The organism is Massilia sp. BAP21 (assembly GCF_057801335.1).
Window position 1 is genome coordinate 224,543 of record NZ_CM173596.1, and the last position, 16,813, is coordinate 241,355.

General features: G+C 65.9%; 10 protein-coding genes. 2 read left to right on the forward strand and 8 right to left on the reverse strand.

Translation table 11 applies throughout. From position 1 onward, the window contains the following. Nucleotide 1: 1 nt before the first annotated feature. The 7 genes from ACWYRN_RS01000 to ACWYRN_RS01030 all read right to left on the reverse strand — a co-directional run bounded on the left by ACWYRN_RS01000 (nt 2) and on the right by ACWYRN_RS01030 (nt 14,034). Nucleotides 2-3,307, reverse strand: a complete 3,306-nt coding sequence (locus ACWYRN_RS01000) for an efflux RND transporter permease subunit (protein ID WP_488690702.1) — start codon at nt 3,305-3,307, stop codon at nt 2-4. Then, on the reverse strand, nt 3,304-6,402 hold the full coding sequence (locus ACWYRN_RS01005; protein ID WP_488690704.1) for an efflux RND transporter permease subunit: 3,099 nt from the start codon (nt 6,400-6,402) through the stop codon (nt 3,304-3,306). The genes ACWYRN_RS01000 and ACWYRN_RS01005 overlap by 4 nt, the downstream gene beginning before the upstream one ends. A gap of 175 nt (nt 6,403-6,577) precedes the next feature. Then, the gene (locus tag ACWYRN_RS01010; protein WP_488690706.1) at nt 6,578-7,918 is read right to left on the reverse strand and encodes an efflux RND transporter periplasmic adaptor subunit; all 1,341 of its coding nucleotides are present in this window, start codon (nt 7,916-7,918) and stop codon (nt 6,578-6,580) included. Nucleotides 7,919-8,222: 304 nt separating this feature from the next. Beyond that, nucleotides 8,223-10,079 (reverse strand): signal peptide peptidase SppA, encoded by a 1,857-nt coding sequence (gene sppA, locus ACWYRN_RS01015; protein WP_488690707.1) that lies wholly within the window; start codon nt 10,077-10,079, stop codon nt 8,223-8,225. 67 nt (nt 10,080-10,146) lie between these two features. Next, nucleotides 10,147-11,616: a sodium:solute symporter gene (locus ACWYRN_RS01020; protein WP_488690708.1), complete on the reverse strand. Its 1,470-nt coding sequence runs from the start codon at nt 11,614-11,616 to the stop codon at nt 10,147-10,149. 291 nt (nt 11,617-11,907) lie between these two features. Further along, a complete protein-coding gene (locus ACWYRN_RS01025) occupies nt 11,908-12,345 on the reverse strand; it encodes a hypothetical protein (protein ID WP_488690709.1) in 438 nt (145 codons plus the stop codon). A gap of 90 nt (nt 12,346-12,435) precedes the next feature. Continuing rightward, a complete protein-coding gene (locus ACWYRN_RS01030) occupies nt 12,436-14,034 on the reverse strand; it encodes an NYN domain-containing protein (protein WP_488690710.1) in 1,599 nt (532 codons plus the stop codon). Between the two features lie 193 nt (nt 14,035-14,227). Here ACWYRN_RS01030 and ACWYRN_RS01035 point away from each other — a divergent pair, with 193 nt between their 5' ends. Then, nucleotides 14,228-15,907 carry a sulfatase-like hydrolase/transferase gene (locus ACWYRN_RS01035; RefSeq protein ID WP_488690711.1) on the forward strand — a complete coding sequence of 560 codons (1,680 nt, stop codon included), beginning with the start codon at nt 14,228-14,230 and terminating at the stop codon, nt 15,905-15,907. A gap of 6 nt (nt 15,908-15,913) precedes the next feature. Here the strand turns inward: ACWYRN_RS01035 and ACWYRN_RS01040 are convergent, their stop codons facing one another. Then, entirely contained in the window at nt 15,914-16,333 is a 420-nt protein-coding gene (locus ACWYRN_RS01040) for a DUF1810 domain-containing protein (protein WP_488690712.1), read from the reverse strand. Between the two features lie 63 nt (nt 16,334-16,396). Between ACWYRN_RS01040 and ACWYRN_RS01045 the strand changes: the two genes are divergently transcribed. Then, complete coding sequence (locus tag ACWYRN_RS01045) at nt 16,397-16,618, forward strand: DUF3820 family protein (RefSeq protein ID WP_488690713.1); 222 nt, start codon at nt 16,397-16,399, stop codon at nt 16,616-16,618. The last annotated feature ends 195 nt before the right edge of the window (nt 16,619-16,813 follow it).

The window sequence follows — 16,813 nt, forward strand, 5'->3', positions numbered from 1 at the left end:
GTCATTTCGATGGGGACGGAACAGCTTCTTCTTCTTCGAGCGGATGACGGGTCAGCTCGCGTTCTTCGGGGGTGCGGCGGCGCAGCTTGTCCATCAGGACGTAGACCACCGGCGTGGTCAGGAGCGTCAGCAACTGGCTGGCGATCAGGCCACCGATGATGGCGATGCCGAGCGGCTGGCGCAGCTCGGACCCTTCGCCGAAACCGATCGCCAGCGGCAACGCGCCCAGGGCCGCGGCCAGGGTCGTCATCAGGATCGGGCGGAAGCGCAGCAGGCAGGCTTCGCGCACGGCTTCCACCGCGTCCAGGCCGCGCGCGCGCTCGGCTTCCAGCGCGAAGTCGATGATCAGGATCGCGTTCTTTTTCACGATGCCGATCAAGAGGAACACGCCGATCAGCGCGATGATGGAAAACTCCATGTTAAACAGCAGCAGGGCCAGCACCGCGCCGACGCCGGCCGAGGGCAGCGTAGAGAGCACCGTCACCGGGTGCACCAGGCTTTCGTACAGGATGCCGAGCACGATGTAGATGACGACGATGGCCGCCAAAATCAGCAGCGGCTGCTCCTTGTTCGATTCCTGGGCCGCGCGCGCCGTGCCTTCGAAGCTGCCGCGCACGTTGGACGGCATGGCGATGTCGGCTTCGGCCTGGCGCACGGCGGCCTGGCCGTCGGACAGATTGAAACCTTCGGCCAGGTTGAACGAGACGGTCGTCGCCAGTTCGCCATCCTGGTGGTTCACCGAAGTCGGCGTCGAGCTTTCGGCGAAGCTGGCGATGGCCGACAGCGGCACCATGTTGGCGGCAGTGCTGGACAGGGCCGAGCCGCTGGAGGCGTCGCGCGTGGCGGTGAGACTCGATGCCGGCGTCGGCGTGCCGTTGGCGCTGATGGCGCCGGTGGCCGAGACGCCGGAGCCGGTGCCCGTCGATGCCGCCGACGCGGTCGACGTACCGCTGCTACTGCCGGTTCCGGTGGCGCGCGCCGGCACATACACATCCTTCAGCGCTTCCGGCGACTGCGCATACTTCTGCGCCACACCCATGATCACGTGGTACTGGTTCAGCTCATCGTAGATGTTCGCCACCTGGCGCTGGCCGAAGTTGTTGTACAGGGCGTTGTCGACGTCGCGCGTGCTGATGCCCAGGCGCGCGGCGCTTTCCTTGTCGATGGTGACGAACATCTCGACGCCGTTCTCGGCCTGGTCGGTGTCGACATCGACCAGCGCTTTCTGGCTCTTCATGGCGTCGGCGAGTTTCGCCGCCCACACCTTCAGGTCGGTACTGCTGTCGCTCTTGAGCGTGTACTGGTAGGTCGAGTTCGACGAGCGCCCGCCCATGCGCAAGTCCTGCACCGGGTTCAGGAACAGCGATACGCCGGTCACTTTTGCCAGCTGCGGGCGCAGGCGCGCGATCACGGCCTGGCCCTTGACGTCGCGCTCCGAGGCCGGCTTCAGGTTGATGAACATGAAGCCGCCGCCAGCGCGCCCGCCGCCGGTGAAGCCGACCACCGTGTCCACGGCCGGATCGCGCTTGATGATGTTCACCAGCTGGCGCATCTTGGCCTGCATCGCCTGGAAGGAGATGCTCTGGTCGGCGCGGATGCCGCCGTTGATCTGGCCCGTGTCCTGCTGCGGGAAGAAGCCCTTCGGCGCCGCCGAGAACAGGTACACGTTCAACGCCACCACGAAGGCCAGGATCAGCATCACCAGGCCGCGGCTGGCCAGGGCCCAGTCGAGCGCGTGCTCGTAGCTCTTCAGCAGGCGGTTGAAGCCGTTCTCGGACCAGCGCGCGAGGCGACCCGGCGGACGCTCGATGGTGTGGCCCTTTTTCAGCAGCCAGGCGCACATCATCGGCGTGGTGGTCAGCGAGATCACCAGCGAAATCATCACCGCGCTTGATAACGTGACGGCGAATTCGCGGAACAGGCGGCCCACCTGCCCGCCCATGAACAGCAGCGGAATGAAGACCGCCACCAGCGACAGGCTGATCGAGAGCACGGTGAAGCCGACCTCGCGCGCGCCCAGCAGCGCGGCCTGCATGCGGTCCATTCCCTTCTCGACGTGGCGCGCCGTGTTTTCCAGCACCACGATGGCGTCGTCGACGACGAAGCCGGTGGCCACCGTCAAGGCCATCAGCGACAGATTGTTCAGGCTAAAGCCCAGCATCCACATGACGCCGAAGGTGCCGAGCAGCGAGACCACGGTGGCCACCGCCGGGATCACGGTGGCGCGCACGCTGCGCAGGAACACGCTCACCACCAGCACCACCAGCAAAATCGAAATGAGCAGCGTGAACTCGATCTCGTGCAGGGACGAGCGGATCGAGTTGGTACGGTCCGAGGCCACCTGCAGCGTGATGTCGCCCGGCAGCTGCGACTGCAGGGTCGGCAGCAAATCGCGCACGCCATCCACGGTCTCGATCACGTTCGCTGCCGGCTGGCGCGTGATCAGCACGATCACGGCAGGCTCGCCGTTGAACAAACCGAGCGTATTGATGTTTTCCGGACCGTCGATGACATTCGCCACGTCGCTCAAACGCACGGCTGCGCCGTTGCGCCAGGCCACCACGAGGTCGCGGTAGTCGGCGGCGCTGCGGCCGTTGCTCGGGGTGTCGGCCTGCGAATAAATTTGCAGGCGATTGCCGCCGCCTTCGATCGCGCCTTTCGGGCGGTTCGGGTTGCTGGCCTGGATCGCGGCGCGCACGTCTTCGGCCGACACGCCCAGCTTGTTGAGCGCGTAGGGATTGAGTTCCACGCGCACGGCCGGTAGCGAGCCGCCGCCGATCTCGACCTCGCCCACGCCCGGCACCTGGGCCAGGCGCTGCTGGATGATGTTCGAGACCGCGTCGTAGATCTGGCCAGGCGAGCGCGTCTTGGAGGTGAGCGCCAGGATGATCACCGGCGCATCCGACGGGTTCACCTTGCGGTAGGTCGGGTTGCTGCGCAGGGTAGACGGCAAGTCGGCGCGCGAGGCGCTGATTGCGGCCTGCACTTCGCGCGCGGCCGAGTCGATCTTGCGGTTCAGCTCGAACTGCAGATTGATGCGGGTCGAGCCGTTGCCCGAGTTCGAGGTCATTTCGTTGACGCCGGCAATCACGCCCAGGCGCCGTTCGAGCGGCGTGGCGACGCTGCTGGCCATGGTTTCCGGGCTGGCGCCGGGCAAGGAGGCCGACACCGAAATGGCCGGGAAGTCGACCTGCGGCAGCGGCGACACCGGCAGCACGAAGAAGGCGGCAATCCCCGCCAGCGCCAGGCCGAGCGTCAGGAGGACGGTCGCGATCGGGCGCTGGACGAAGGGTTTCGACAAATTCATGCGCCGACCTCTTTCGGCTTGGCCGGGGCTTTACCCGACCACCGACGCGCGGTGCGGTCGAACGCCAGGTAGATCACCGGCGTGGTGAACAGCGTGAGCAGCTGGCTGACGATCAGGCCGCCGAAGATGGCCAGGCCAAGGGGCCTGCGCAGCTCGGCGCCCTCGCCCCAGCCGAACATCAGCGGCACGGCGGCGAACAGCGCGGCCAGGGTCGTCATCAGGATCGGGCGGAAGCGCAGCAGCGCCGCCTGGCGGATGGCGTCCAGCGGCGACTTGCCGCCGTCGCGCTCGGCCTCGATGGCGAAGTCGATCATCATGATCGCGTTCTTCTTGACGATGCCGATCAGGAGGATGATGCCGATGATGCCGATCACGCCCAGGCCCTGGCCCGTGACCCACAGCGCCAGCAGCGCGCCGACGCCGGCCGACGGCAGGGTCGAGAGAATGGTCAACGGGTGGATGTAGCTCTCGTACAGCACGCCGAGCACGATGTAGACGCAGACCACCGCCGCCAGGATCAGCCACAGCTGGTTCGACAGCGATTTCTCGTAGGCGCCCGAAGCGCCGAGGAAGGTCAGCGTCACCGCCGGCGGCAGCTTGATGTCGGCGGCCGCAGCGCGGATCGCATCGACCGCCTGGCCGAGCGAAGCGCCATTGGCGGTGTCGAAGCCGATGGTGGTGGCCGGGTACTGCGCCACGTGGGTCACCTGCAGCGGCGCTTCCTCTTCGCGGATGGTGGCTACCGCCGACAGCGGCGTCGGCTCGCCGGAGCCGGTGCGCAGTTGCAGGCGCCCGAGGCTGGCCAGCGACATCGCCTCGTCCTGCTGGGCTTCCAGGATCACGCGGTACTGGTTGGTCTCGGTGAAGATGGTCGAGACGATGCGCTGGCCGTAGGCGCTGTACAGGGCGTCGTCGATGGCGGAGGCCGTGATGTTCAGGCGCGAGGCGGTGTCGCGGTCGATGTGGACCACGGCGGCCGCGCCCATGGCGCCGGCGTCGGTGGTCACGTTGCGCAGCTGCTTCTGCTGCGCCATGCGGTCGACCAGCTTGTGCGCCCATTCGGTGACGGTGGCGTTGTCGGCGCCTTCGAGCGACACGCGGTACTGGGTCGGGCCGCTTTCGGCGTCGATCGTCAAATCCTGGGTCGGCTGCAGGTACAGGGTCAGGCCGGCCACATTCGCCACGCGGTTCTTCAGGCGCGTCATGATCTCGTCGATGTCGCCGTCGCGGTCGCGCTTCAAATTGATCAGCATGGTGCCGGCGTGCAGCATGGTGTTGTTGGCGGCGTCCACCCCCACGTTCGAGGACAGCGATTCGACAGCCGGATCGTCCAGGATCTGTTTCGCCGCGGCTTGCTGCATCTCGGCCATGCGCGCATACGAGATCGCCTGGCGCGCTTCCACGCGTGCCTGCAGCTGGCCCGTGTCCTGGATCGGGAACAGGCCTTTCGGGATCACCACCCACAGCAAGGCAGTTAATGCCAGCGTTGCCAGCGCCACGATCAGGGTCAGGCCCTGGCGCGCCAGCACCCAGTCCAGGCCGCGGTCGTATTTTGCGATCACGCGATCAAAAAAGGCCTGGGTTTTCACCGCAAACTTGCCCGGCTTTTCTTCCTCGTGGCTGCGCAGCCAGCGCGCCGACATCATCGGCACCAGGGTCAGCGACACCACGCCGGAAATCAAAATCGTGATGGCGAGGGTCACCGCGAATTCGCGGAACAGGCGGCCCACCACGTCGCCCATGAACAGCAGCGGAATCAGCACCGCGATCAGCGACACCGTCAGCGAGATGATGGTGAAGCCGATCTGGGCCGCGCCCTTGATGGCGGCGGCCATCGGCTTTTCGCCTTCCTCGATGTAGCGCGCGATGTTCTCGATCATGACGATCGCATCGTCGACGACAAAACCGGTGGCGATCGTCAGCGCCATCAACGACAGATTATTCAGGCTGTAGCCGAGCAAATACATCACGCCGAAGGAACCGATCAGCGAGATCGGCACGGCCAGGCTGGCAATCACCGTGGCGCGGATGCTGTGCAGGAAGGCGAAGATCACCAGCACCACCAGCACCACGGCCAGCAGCAGCTCGATCTGCACGTGCTCGACCGAGGCGCGGATACCGGTGGTGCGGTCGCTCAGCACGTCCAGGCGCAAGGAGGCCGGCAGGCCGGCCTGCAGCTCGGGCAAGCGTTCCTTGATGGCGTCCACCGTGGCGATCACGTTCGCGCCTGGCTGGCGCTGCACGTTCAGGATGATCGCCGGCTTCAGATTCGCCCAGGCGCCGAGGCGCACGTTTTCCGCGCTATCGACGACCTGCGCCACGTTTTCCAGGCGCACCGGTGCGCCATTGCGGTAGGCGACGATCAGGTTTTTATAATCGGGGACGGTCACCAGCTGGTCGTTGGCGTTGATGGCGTAGGCGCGCGAAGGGCCGTCGAAACTGCCCTTGGCGCTGTTGGCGTTCGCCGCCGTGATCGCGGTGCGCAGCGAGTCCAGGCCCAGGCCATAAGACGCCAGCGCCTCGGTATCGGCCTGGATGCGCACGGCAGGTCGCTGGCCGCCCGACAGCGAGACCAGGCCCACGCCCGAGACCTGGCTGATCTTCAGCGCCAGGCGGGTGTTGACCAGGTTCTGCACTTCGGTCAGCGGAATCGTGTCGGAGGTAATCGCCAGGGTCAGCACCGGCGCATCGGCCGGGTTCACCTTGGCGTAGACCGGTGGCGCCGGCAAATCGGCCGGCAGCAGCGAGCCGCCGGCATTGATCGCGGCCTGCACTTCCTGCTCGGCCACGTCCAGGGTCTGGCCCAGGCCGAACTGCAGGGTGATGACCGAGACGCCGGCGGCGCTGGTGGAACTCATGCGCGAGAGGCCCGACATCTGGCCGAACTGGCGCTCCAGCGGCGCGGTAACGGTGCGCGACATCACCTCGGGGCTGGCGCCCGGGTACAGGGTCTGCACCTGGATGGTCGGGAAGTCCACCTGCGGCAGCGCCGACAGGGGCAGGAACTTGTAGCCGACCAGGCCGGCCAGCACGATCGCCAGCATCAGCAGGGCCGTGGCGACCGGGCGGCGGATGAATGGGCCGGATGGACTCATTGCGTTACCTCTTGCATACGGGTGCCTGCGGCATTGGCGGTATCCCCGTAGGGTGGACGGCTCTGCCGTCCACGCGTCCAGCCATCTGTAGCGCCATCGCGACGACATGCCGAACCATATAAACCATGTGCAGTTGAACGCGTGGACGGGAAACCCGTCCACCCTACTAGCCTCATCATTGCGCGTTTCCTTCACGCTGGCGGCGTGGACGCTCACCTTGCGCACCTTGCGCACCTTGCGCGCCTTGCGGACGCTCGCCCGGCAGCGTCACCTTGGCGCCATCCTTCAGGCGGTCGGCGCCTTCGGTGATCACGCGCTCGCCGGGCTTCAGCCCTTCGAGCACCTGGATCTTGTCGACCGTCGCCTGGCCGCGCTTCACGCTGCGCATAGCCACGGTTTTCGCCTGCTCGTTCAGCACGAACACGAAGTCGCCATTCGCGCCATGGCGCAGCGCGTTCACCGGCACCACGACGGCATTCTCGATGGTGCGCACCTGCAGGCGCAGGTTCACGAACTGGCTCGGGAACAGCTTGCTGTCCTTGTTCTCGAAGCGGGCCTTGGCGCGCACGGTGCCGGTCTGCACGTCGACCTGGTTGTCGAGCGCGGCGAAGCGGCCCTGGGCCAGCTCGTTGGTGCGGGTGCGGTCGAGCGCGACCGCCGGCAGCGTGGCGTTGGCGACGATGCGGCTTTGCAATTCCGGCACGCCGTCCTGCGGCACGGCGAATTCGACGTCGATCGGCGAGAACTGGGTGATCACGGCGATGCCGTTGGCGTCGCCGCTGCCGACCAGGTTACCGATGTCCACGGTGCGCAGGCCGACGCGGCCGGCGATCGGCGCTTTCACCTGCGTGTAGCTGAGGTTCAGGCGCGCCTGGTTCTCGGCGGCGCGGTCGGTGGTGATCGCGCCTTCGAGCTGCTTGACCAGGGCCGCCTGGGTATCGACTTCCTGGCGCGCGATCGAGTCCTGTTCCAGCAGGGTGCGGTAGCGCGACAGGGTCAGGCGCGCGCTTTCGAGCTGGGCTTCGTCGCGCTGGCGCTGGCCGGTGGCCTGCAGCAGTGCGATCTCGAAGCTGCGCGGGTCGATGGTGGCCAGCACCTGGCCGGCGCGTACGACCTGGCCTTCGGTGAACTTGATCTCCTGGAGCACGCCCGAGACTTGCGGACGCACGGTGGCCACCGCCGCCGGCACTACGGTGCCCAGGGCTTCGAGCGTGACCGGCAGATCGACCTGCTCGGCCGTGGCCACGCCGACCGTGGTGGCCGGTCCGCCGCGTCCGCCGCCAGGACCGCCCGGCCCCCTCGCGCCCTGCCCGCCCGCTGCACCCTGGCGCGCACCGGCGCCGGCGCCGCCGGGGCCGCCCGCACCTTCCGGCGTGCGGTGGGTGAGGTACCAGGCCAGGGCACCCAGCGCGATCATGGCCAGGATGGCGACGATGCTGCCGACCAGGCGGCTGCGCTGCGGACGTGGCTGAGGCTGGGTAAGGGCTGGCTTGTTGGGCGAAACGGGAGAATCCATGCTTATCCTTGTTGTACGGGGACCTGCTGACAAATGCACAATGAATCAGCTTGGAATGTAGCATGGAGCAGTGCAAATGAATGTTTCGTAACGTACATGGCTCAGCGTATCCAGGCGTCGCACCAGGGTGTCAATCGGCGCCTGCGCAGCCCTCCTTTCTTTTGTCTTTACGCCGTTTAACACAGATCGCCGAACGAAGCGCGAAGTTAGCCGCAGGCGTAAACGAAAACGGGCGCTGGAACCTCCAGCGCCCGCTTCCGCCATTTGTAACAGCCGTTACAAATTCACTGCGTAGCCCGCATGATCATGGCAGTTCGCACAGGCAGTGCGTGACTGCGGCAAACGGTTTCTTGCCGTCGGCCAGCTCGTTCAGCCAGCCCAGGTCTTTCGCCACGCCGGCCACCGCGCCGGCCGGCAGCGCGTCCGGCAGCATGCCCAGTTTCACCTGGATGTTGACGGCGGTCTGGGTCGAGGCGCCCATCATTTCCAGGAAGCGCTCGAACTTCGAGCCCGGACGCTCGACGTAGGAGATGCGGAAATCGTCGCCCAGCTTGGCGCGCTTGGCGGCCGAGCGCAGTGCGTCGCCGTAGCTGCCCAGGGTATCGACCAGGCCGCGTTCCTTGGCCTGGGCGCCGGTCCAGACCCGGCCCTGCCCCACTTCGTCGATCTTCGCGGCGCTGGTCTTGCGCGCCACGGCGGCCTTGGTGGTGAACTCCTTGTACACGTTGTTGATGCTGGACTGGATCAGCTGGGTGAAGCGCGGGTCCATCGGGCGCAGCGGGTTGTAGGCGTCGGCCAGCCAGGTGGTGGTGTAGCCGCCGGTGCGCACGCCCAGCTTGTCGGCCACCTTGTCGGCGGTCGGCAGGATGGCGAACACGCCGATCGAGCCGGTGATGGTGGCCGGATCGGCAATGACTTCGTCGGCCGCCATCGAGATCCAGTAGCCGCCGGAGGCCGCCACGTTGCCCATCGAGACCACGACCGGCTTGCCGGCGGCGCGCGTGAGTTCCAGTTCGCGCCGGATCAGTTCCGAGCCGTAGGCGCTGCCGCCAGGGGAATCGACGCGCAGCACCAGCGCCTTGATCGCGTCGTCTTCGCGCGCGCGGCGGATCTGGTTGGCGGTGGAGACGCCGCCGATCACGCCCGGGCCGCCCTGGCCGTCGGTGATCTCGCCCTCGGCCACGATCACGCCGACCGCGTCGCCCAGCACCGGCTGCGGGTTGCGCCCCAGGTAATCGTTGAACGAGACCTGGCGGAAGGAATCGATCGAGTCGTCGAAGGCGCCGCGCTTGATCATCATGGCGCGCACTTCGTCTTTGGTCTTGATGCCGTCCACCAGCTTCTGGTTCAGCGCCACCTGGGCGGCGCTGCCGCCGGCCGCTTCCATCAATTGCGGCAGCTGGTCGATGCCGCGTGCGATGCTGCCAGCCGCCAGCTTGCGGTTCTTCTCGACCTGGGCGGTGTAGTTGTTCCACAGGTCGCCGTACAGATAGGTGTCGGCTTCCAGCGCCGCTTGCGACGGCGCGTTGGAGATATACGGCTCGGCCGCGCTCTTGTAGGTGCCGACCTTGATCAGGTTGACCGTCACGCCCAGCTTGTCGAGGGCGTCGCGGTAGTAGTTGCGGTGGCGGCCGAAGCCTTCGATCATTACCATGCCCATCGGGTGCACGTAGACCTCGTTGGCGTGCGAGGCCAGCAGGTAGCGCTTCTGGTCGTACATGCCGCCCCAGGCCACCACGCGCTTGCCGGCCGCTTTCACGCGGTCGATGGCGGCGCCCACTTCGCGCAGCTGGGCCAGGCCGCCGCCGTCCATTTCGTCGAGCAGCAGCACCACGCTGCTGATGTTGTCGTCCTTGGCCGCCGCGTTCAGCACGGTCAGCAAATCGCGCAGCTGGATGGTGCGGCGGGTTTCGCCGCCGATGCTGCCGACCAGGGTATCGCTGAAGCTGCCGGTGTTCTGCTCGGCCAGGTCGCCGCGCAGTTCCAGCACCAGCGAGGTCTTGGCCGCCAGCGGCTTGGCGCCGCCGCTGAAGATGGCGACCAGGAGCAGGATCACGATCAGCAGGAAGAACAGGTTCAGCACGAAGCGGCGCGTGGCGTCGAGACCACGCCAGAGCACGCCGATACCGCGGCGCAGGGAAGACAAGGGCTTGAAGGACATCGGGACTCCGCTAAAAGGGTTGGACGTGATGCGTGTGTAACAGGTGCGTGGGCCGTGCGCCTGGACCTCAGGCGGCGACAACGGTGTTGTTGATTGCCTCTTTCCGGGAAATGGCGAACAAACCGGCGAATACGAGTATGCCATTCAGGATCAGCAGTTCAAGGCCCAGGCGATAATTGCCCAGCAGATACTGTTGATAGTGCTCAAGCAGTGCACAAAGAAGCGGGGCGCCGATCGTCACGTACGGCACCAGGCGGTCGACCAGTGTGCGGCGCGTGAGCATGCCAAAGGCGAACAGGCCGAGCAGTGGGCCATAGGTGTAGGCCGCCAGCTTCAGGATGATCACGATCATGCTCGGCTCGTCGATCCACTTGAAGCCCATCACCAGCACCAGGAACAGCGCGGCAAAGCCGAGGTGGACGTGGCGGCGCAGCTGTTCCTGGCGTTCCACGCTCAGGTCCGGGCGGCGCTTGATGCCGAGGATGTCGATGCAGAAGGTGGAGGTGAGCGCGGTAATGGCGCCGTCGGCGCTGGGGAACAGGGCCGAGACCAGGGCGATCAGGAAGATGATCTGCACCGCGGCCGGGAGGTGGCCCATCACCACGGCCGGGAAGATCTTGTCGCCGGTCGCCAGTACGCCGACGCTCGGCGCATACAGGTAGAGCAGGCCGCCCAGGAACAGGAAGGCGGACAGCACGACCACCAGCACCGCGGTCAGGCTCAGCAGGTTCTTCTGCGAATCCTTCAGCGTTTTCACGGAAATCGTTTTCTGCATCATTTCCTGGTCCATGCCGGTCATGGTCAGCACGATGAAGATGCCGGCCACGATCTGCTTCAGCCAGAAGTTCGGGCTGTCGACATCCAACGTGAAGATGCGCGCCAGGCCTTGGGACTGCATCGCGTTCAGGCTCTCGGTCATCGACATGCCGAGCTGGTCGAGCAGGAACCAGACGCAGGCGAACAGGCCGAACAGCATGCAGCTCGTTTGCAGGGTATCGGTCCAGACGATGGTTTTGACGCCGCCCTGGTAGGTGTACATCAGGATCATGCCGAGGATGACCAGCGTGGTCAGCCAGAATGGGATGCCCAGGCTGTCGAGGATGATGGCTTGCAGGATGTTCACCACCAAATACAGCCGCGCGGTGGAGCCGAGCAGGCGCGAGATGATGAAGAACCCTGCCCCGCTCTGGTAGGCGCGGCGGCCCAGGCGCACATCGAGATAATGGTAGATCGAGGTGAGTTTCAGGCGGTAGTAGAGGGGCAGCAGGATGTAGGCGACGGCAATGTAGCCGATCACGTAGCCGATCAGGATCTGGCCATAGCCGAAGGCATCCTTGCCTACCGCACCGGGCACGCTGATGAAGGTGGCGCCGGACAGGGTGGTGCCGACCATGCCGAAGGCGACCAGCATCCAGTTGCTGCTTTTGTTACCGATGAAGAAGCTGTCGTTGTTGGCGTTGCGGGAGGTTGCCCAGGCCACGCCGAGCAGGAGCGCGAAATAGCCGATCAGGATGCAGAACAGTAGAGCCGGTGACATGTGAATCCAGGGTGTTGTCGTTTCGCCCAGCAATATACACCTAGATCTATCAGCTGGTCACTCTAGCCTTTGCTTTTGTAGGGTGGACACCTGTGTCCACGCGGTAGAACGCGTGATCAATCGAAAAGCCGCGAAAAGCTTACGTAGGGTGGGCTCTCGAGCCCACGCGGTATCACCGGTTGGTACACGGCGCGCATGATCTGGTGGCAATCGATGATCAACCGTTGTACCGCGTGGGCACAGGTGCCTTGCGCGGCCCGGCCCACCCTACGAACGGCAAGGTCGGAAACCTTACGCCTCTTCGCCCTCGACCCGCTCGAACGGCCCGATGCAGGCCTCCATCGACTCATCGGTACACATCAGGAACAGGCCGCCGGACGGATGGAAGCGCACGAAATTCGTGGCCCGGGTCCCGACCTTCATGATTTCGCCGGAACAGTCCTTCTTGCCGTTGTCCTTCACGATGCGGTCTTCGAGCTTGTAGAAGCCTTTCTCGCTGGGCTTGTCGGGAATGCTGAATTCGCTTTCCGACACTTCCTCGGCGCTGGTGACGAGCGTGGTGCCGTCGCCGCGGAAGCGGTAGGTTTCGGAGCAGCGCAGGGTGGGCAGCGAGAGCTTCCAGATGCCGAGGATGGGATGCGAAGGCGCCGGCGGTGCGGCCGATGCAGCCGGCGCGGCGGCAAGGAGGGAAACAGCGAACAGGGTCGGGAAACCGGCAAGTACACGCATGGCAGGCCTTTCACCGCGAACGAACAAGGTTGACCACGGCGCCGCACCGGGTTGCCCCGGTGCGGCGCCACCATGCCGTGGCCCGCCCTCTTACGCGTTGTCCGCCTTCGGCTTGGCCGGACGGCGGCTGCGCGTGGCCGGCTTGCGGGCTGGCGCCTTGTGCGCGGGCTTGGCACCCTTCTTGCGCGCAGGCTTGGCGCCGTCGGCCGTTGCGTCGGCCTGGTTCGCTTCCACAGCATTGTCTCCATTCTCGCCGATTGCCGGAATCGCTGCTTCGGGCAAGAGTGCGCCCAGTGCCTCGGCGGCTGCGCCTTCCGCTGGTGGCAATTCCTGTGACAATTCCTGCGCTGCGGCCGGGGATGCGGCGGCATCCTGCGCCACGCCCAGCGGCGCCAGCTCGGCGGCTGCGGCATCGCCTTCGGCAGCGGCGACCGCCTTCTTGGCGGCCGGCTTGCGCGGCGTGCGGCGGCGTTCCTTCAGCGGCTTGGCCGGTGCTTCCTCGGCCGGCGCCGCTTCTGCCGTCAGATCCGCTGCCGGCTCGGCTGCCGGCTCGATGGTCAAAGCGGCGTCGGCCGGCGCAGCAGGGGTTTCGGCTGCCACCGGCTCGGCCGGCACGAGCGGTGCAGGCTCGGGCCATGCCTGCGCACCCGCTTCCAGCTGGGCGACTTCGTCCGGCGTCACGGCCACCATCGGCGCCTCGTTGCGCGCCGGGCCCTTGCGGCCACGGCCGCCACGGCGGCGGCCTTCGCCACGGGTTTCTTCCTGTGGAGCAACCGATGCGACCGTTTCGCCGGCCTGGGCAGCCAGGTCCAGCGGCGCGGTCTCGGCCGGCGCCGCCACGTCCGGGGCGGCCGGCGTGGCGCCGCTGCTGCGGTATACATAGGTGCCCGACTTCTCGTCGCGGCCGAATTCGAACAGGCCGCGCACCTGCGCTTCTTCCAGCAAATTGCCGAAGGTACGGAAACCGTAGTACACCTCGGAGAATTCCGGACGGCGGCGCTTCAGGGTGTCCTTCAGCAGCGAGGCCCAGATCTTGCCGGTGTCGCCGCGTTCCGACACCAGGGCGTCGAAGGTCTCGACCACCATTTCCAGGGCTTGCACCTTGCGCACTTCGAGTTCTTCCTTGCGCTTGTCGTCGCTCGGGCGGCGCGATTGCGGCTGGGCCTTGCGCGCTTCCGATTCTTCCTTGCGCTTGGCGGCGGCGCGGCGCACTTCGCGCACCAGGTCGTCGTAGAAGATGAATTCGTCGCAGTTGGCCACCAGCAGGTCGGAGGTCGACTGCTTCACGCCCACGCCGATCACCTGCTTGTTGTTTTCGCGCAGTTTCGATACCAGCGGCGAAAAGTCGGAGTCGCCGCTGATGATCACGAAGGTGTTCACGTGCGACTTGGTGTAGCAAAGGTCGAGCGCGTCCACGACCAGGCGGATGTCGGCCGAGTTCTTGCCGGACTGGCGCACGTGCGGGATTTCGATCAGCTCGAAGTTCGCTTCGTGCATGGTCGACTTGAAGCCCTTGTAGCGTTCCCAGTCGCAGTAGGCTTTCTTGACGACGATGCTGCCTTTCAGGAGCAGGCGCTCGAGGACCGGCTTGATGTCGAATTTTTCGTAGTTCGCATCGCGCACGCCGAGGGCGACGTTCTCGAAGTCGCAGAACACGGCCATGCTGATGTTGTCGGAAGATGAAGCCATGAATTGTTGATTTCTAAAAATTGATGAATAGCTTCGCGGATTATACGCACAACAAGCCCCCTTTCCGCACGCATGTCAAAGCAGCCATGCCGGCGAATATTTTCCAGGCCTTAACGAAAACTTCACGCGCATGCCGATACACTCGCCGCCGAAAAAGAAATTTCCCCTGTTGCAAGCTTGAGCCCGAGTCCGCATGAACCCTCCGCAGCATGTCGTATTTCGCTCCCGTTTCCGCTCCGGTCCATCTCCCGACCAGACCGCCCCCGGCCAGCCGCGCCAGATGCTGAAGGCATCCCTGCCCCTGCTGCTGCCCTTCCTGGCGCTGCTGGCCGCGGTCCATGCCGGCCATGCCGGCGCCCGCGCCTGGCAAGTGCTGGTGCTGGCCCTGCCCGGCTGGTTCTGGCTGTGGTGGCCGCTGCGCAGCGCGCCGCGGCGCCGCCTGCAGGGCTGGCTCTGCCTGGGACTCGGCCTGGCGTTCGTCGTCGACGGCGCCGTGCGTGGCTTCCTGCTGGCCTGTTACGACGCCCTGCCGAACAGCTCGATGGTGCTGAGCGCCGTTGCCAACACCACGCCGGGCGAATCGCGCGAATTCGCCGCCATGTACTGGCGCGACATGCTCGAATGGTCGCTGTTCGCCCTGCTCTGTTCAAGCCTGCTGGCCTGGGGTATCCGCCTCTGGTGGCGCCATCCGCCGCGCCTGCCCGAGCCGCGCGGCTGGCGCATCGCGATTGCCGTGCTGATGCTGGCGCTGATCGTCGGTTCGCTCGCCAGCAAGCCCTGGCGCCGTCATCACCCGCTCCTGTTCTGGCCGCAGTGGGCCCAGGACATCGGCGACTTGCGCCGCGAATGGGGGCAGATGGACGCCCAGCGCCAACGCCTGCTGGCGGCGGCAAAGCGGCTGGCCCCGACCCTGGCCGCAGACAGCCCCGACACCCTGGTGCTGGTGATCAGCGAAAGCATGAACCGGAATAACATGAGCAGCTACGGCTATGCGCGCCCTACCTCGCCGACACTGTCCGCACGCCAGCGCGAACTGGGCGAGCGCATGGAAGTGTTCCGCCACGCCTGGTCGGTAAACGCATCCACGGTGCCGGCCCTGCGCAATTTGTTCTATTTCGGCGCGCCCGAGTCCAGCCGGCGCGTGCACCTGCTGGCGCTGGCGCGTGCCGCAGGTTACCGCACCTGGTGGATCAGCAACCACAACGACCTCGCCATCGAGCAGGAACATGCGCGCCTGGCCGACACCGTCGAGATCCTGAACCGCAAGCCGGGGCGCGGCTCGGAAGCGCTCGACGAGCACGTGCTGCCGGTAATGCGCACCGCCCTGGCGGACAAGGCGCCGCGCAAGCTGATCGTGGTGCACATGCTGGGCCTGCACCCGGACTACGCGATGCGCCACCCGGCCGGCATGCGGCCCTTCCTCGATGCCGCCGACGGCATCGACGCCCGCCTGCGCCAGCAAGGCCGCCCGGCCTGGCTGCGCGCCATGCGCAACCAGTACGATTCGGCGGTGCGCTACCACGACGCCACGGTGGCGGCCACGCTCGACCTGAGCCGCCACGCGCCGGGCAAGCAGATGTGGGTGTACCTGTCGGACCACGGCCAGGAAGTCGGCCACACGATCGACCGCGCCGGCCACAGCGCCACCACGCCCGACGGCTACCGGATTCCGCTGATGGTGTGGAGCTCCTACCAGGACACGGCGCCGGGTTCGAGCCTGACGCTACCGGTACGCGGCGACTGGCTGGCGCACAGCCTGACGAATTTGCTCGGCATCGAATGGCAGGGCGACCAGCCGGGCCAGGACGTGTTCGACGCCCGCTACCGCTGGCAGCCGCCGCGGCTGCCCGTTCGCATCGACTTCAATACGTAAAAACATTTACACGCGCGCCATCGTCGCCGGATCGGCCTCGCCATCGAAGAAGGTGTCGAGGCAGGTCTGGAACACGGCTTCGTCGGGCGCCACGTCGGCGAACAAGGTCATCGAGGAATGGAACTTGCGGTCGTCCGGGCTGCCGAAGATGTCGCCGATGTCGCGGTCGGCATGGGTGGCGACCAGGCGCGCGCATTCGCGCAGGCGCGGCCCCAGCACCGGGTGCGCGAGATAGGCGGCGGCTTCGTCTTCCGAGCGGATCGCGTACCTGCGCGCCATCTCGCTGCTGCCCAGCCCCTCGATTTGCGGAAAGATGAACCACATCCAGTGCGTGTGCTTGTGGCCGGTGCGCAGCTCGGCCAGCACGTCGGAATAGACCGGGTCTTGCGCGGCGACGAAGCGGTCGAGGTTGAAATCGGTATCCATGGCAGTCTCCCAGTAGTTTTAATGCTACATCTTCCAGAGCAGATTTGCTAAAGTCCCGCCACCATGAAACCTGAACACCTGTCCCTGCTGCTGACCCGCGAGATGCCCTACGGTAAATATGAGGGCCGCAAGATCGCCGACCTGCCCGGCCATTACCTGGGCTGGTTCGCGCGCGAAGGCTTTCCGCGCGGTGAACTGGGCGAATTGCTGGAACTGATGTACGAGCTCGACCACAACGACCTGCGCGGCCTGCTCGATCCGCTGCGCCAGCGCCCACGTACCTGACCTATAGTCATCGCTGTACATGGCCTCTGTCTGTACCGGCCCGCAGTACGCTTCGATATAACTGCTCCTGCCAAAGATTTCCGATCCAGCAGACCGCCTCCTAGCGCCAGCATCCTCGTCGTGAAGGACGGCGAACATATCTCCCAGGTTCTGCGCTTCATGCTGGAATGCGCTGCGAAGCCAACGAATCCTTGA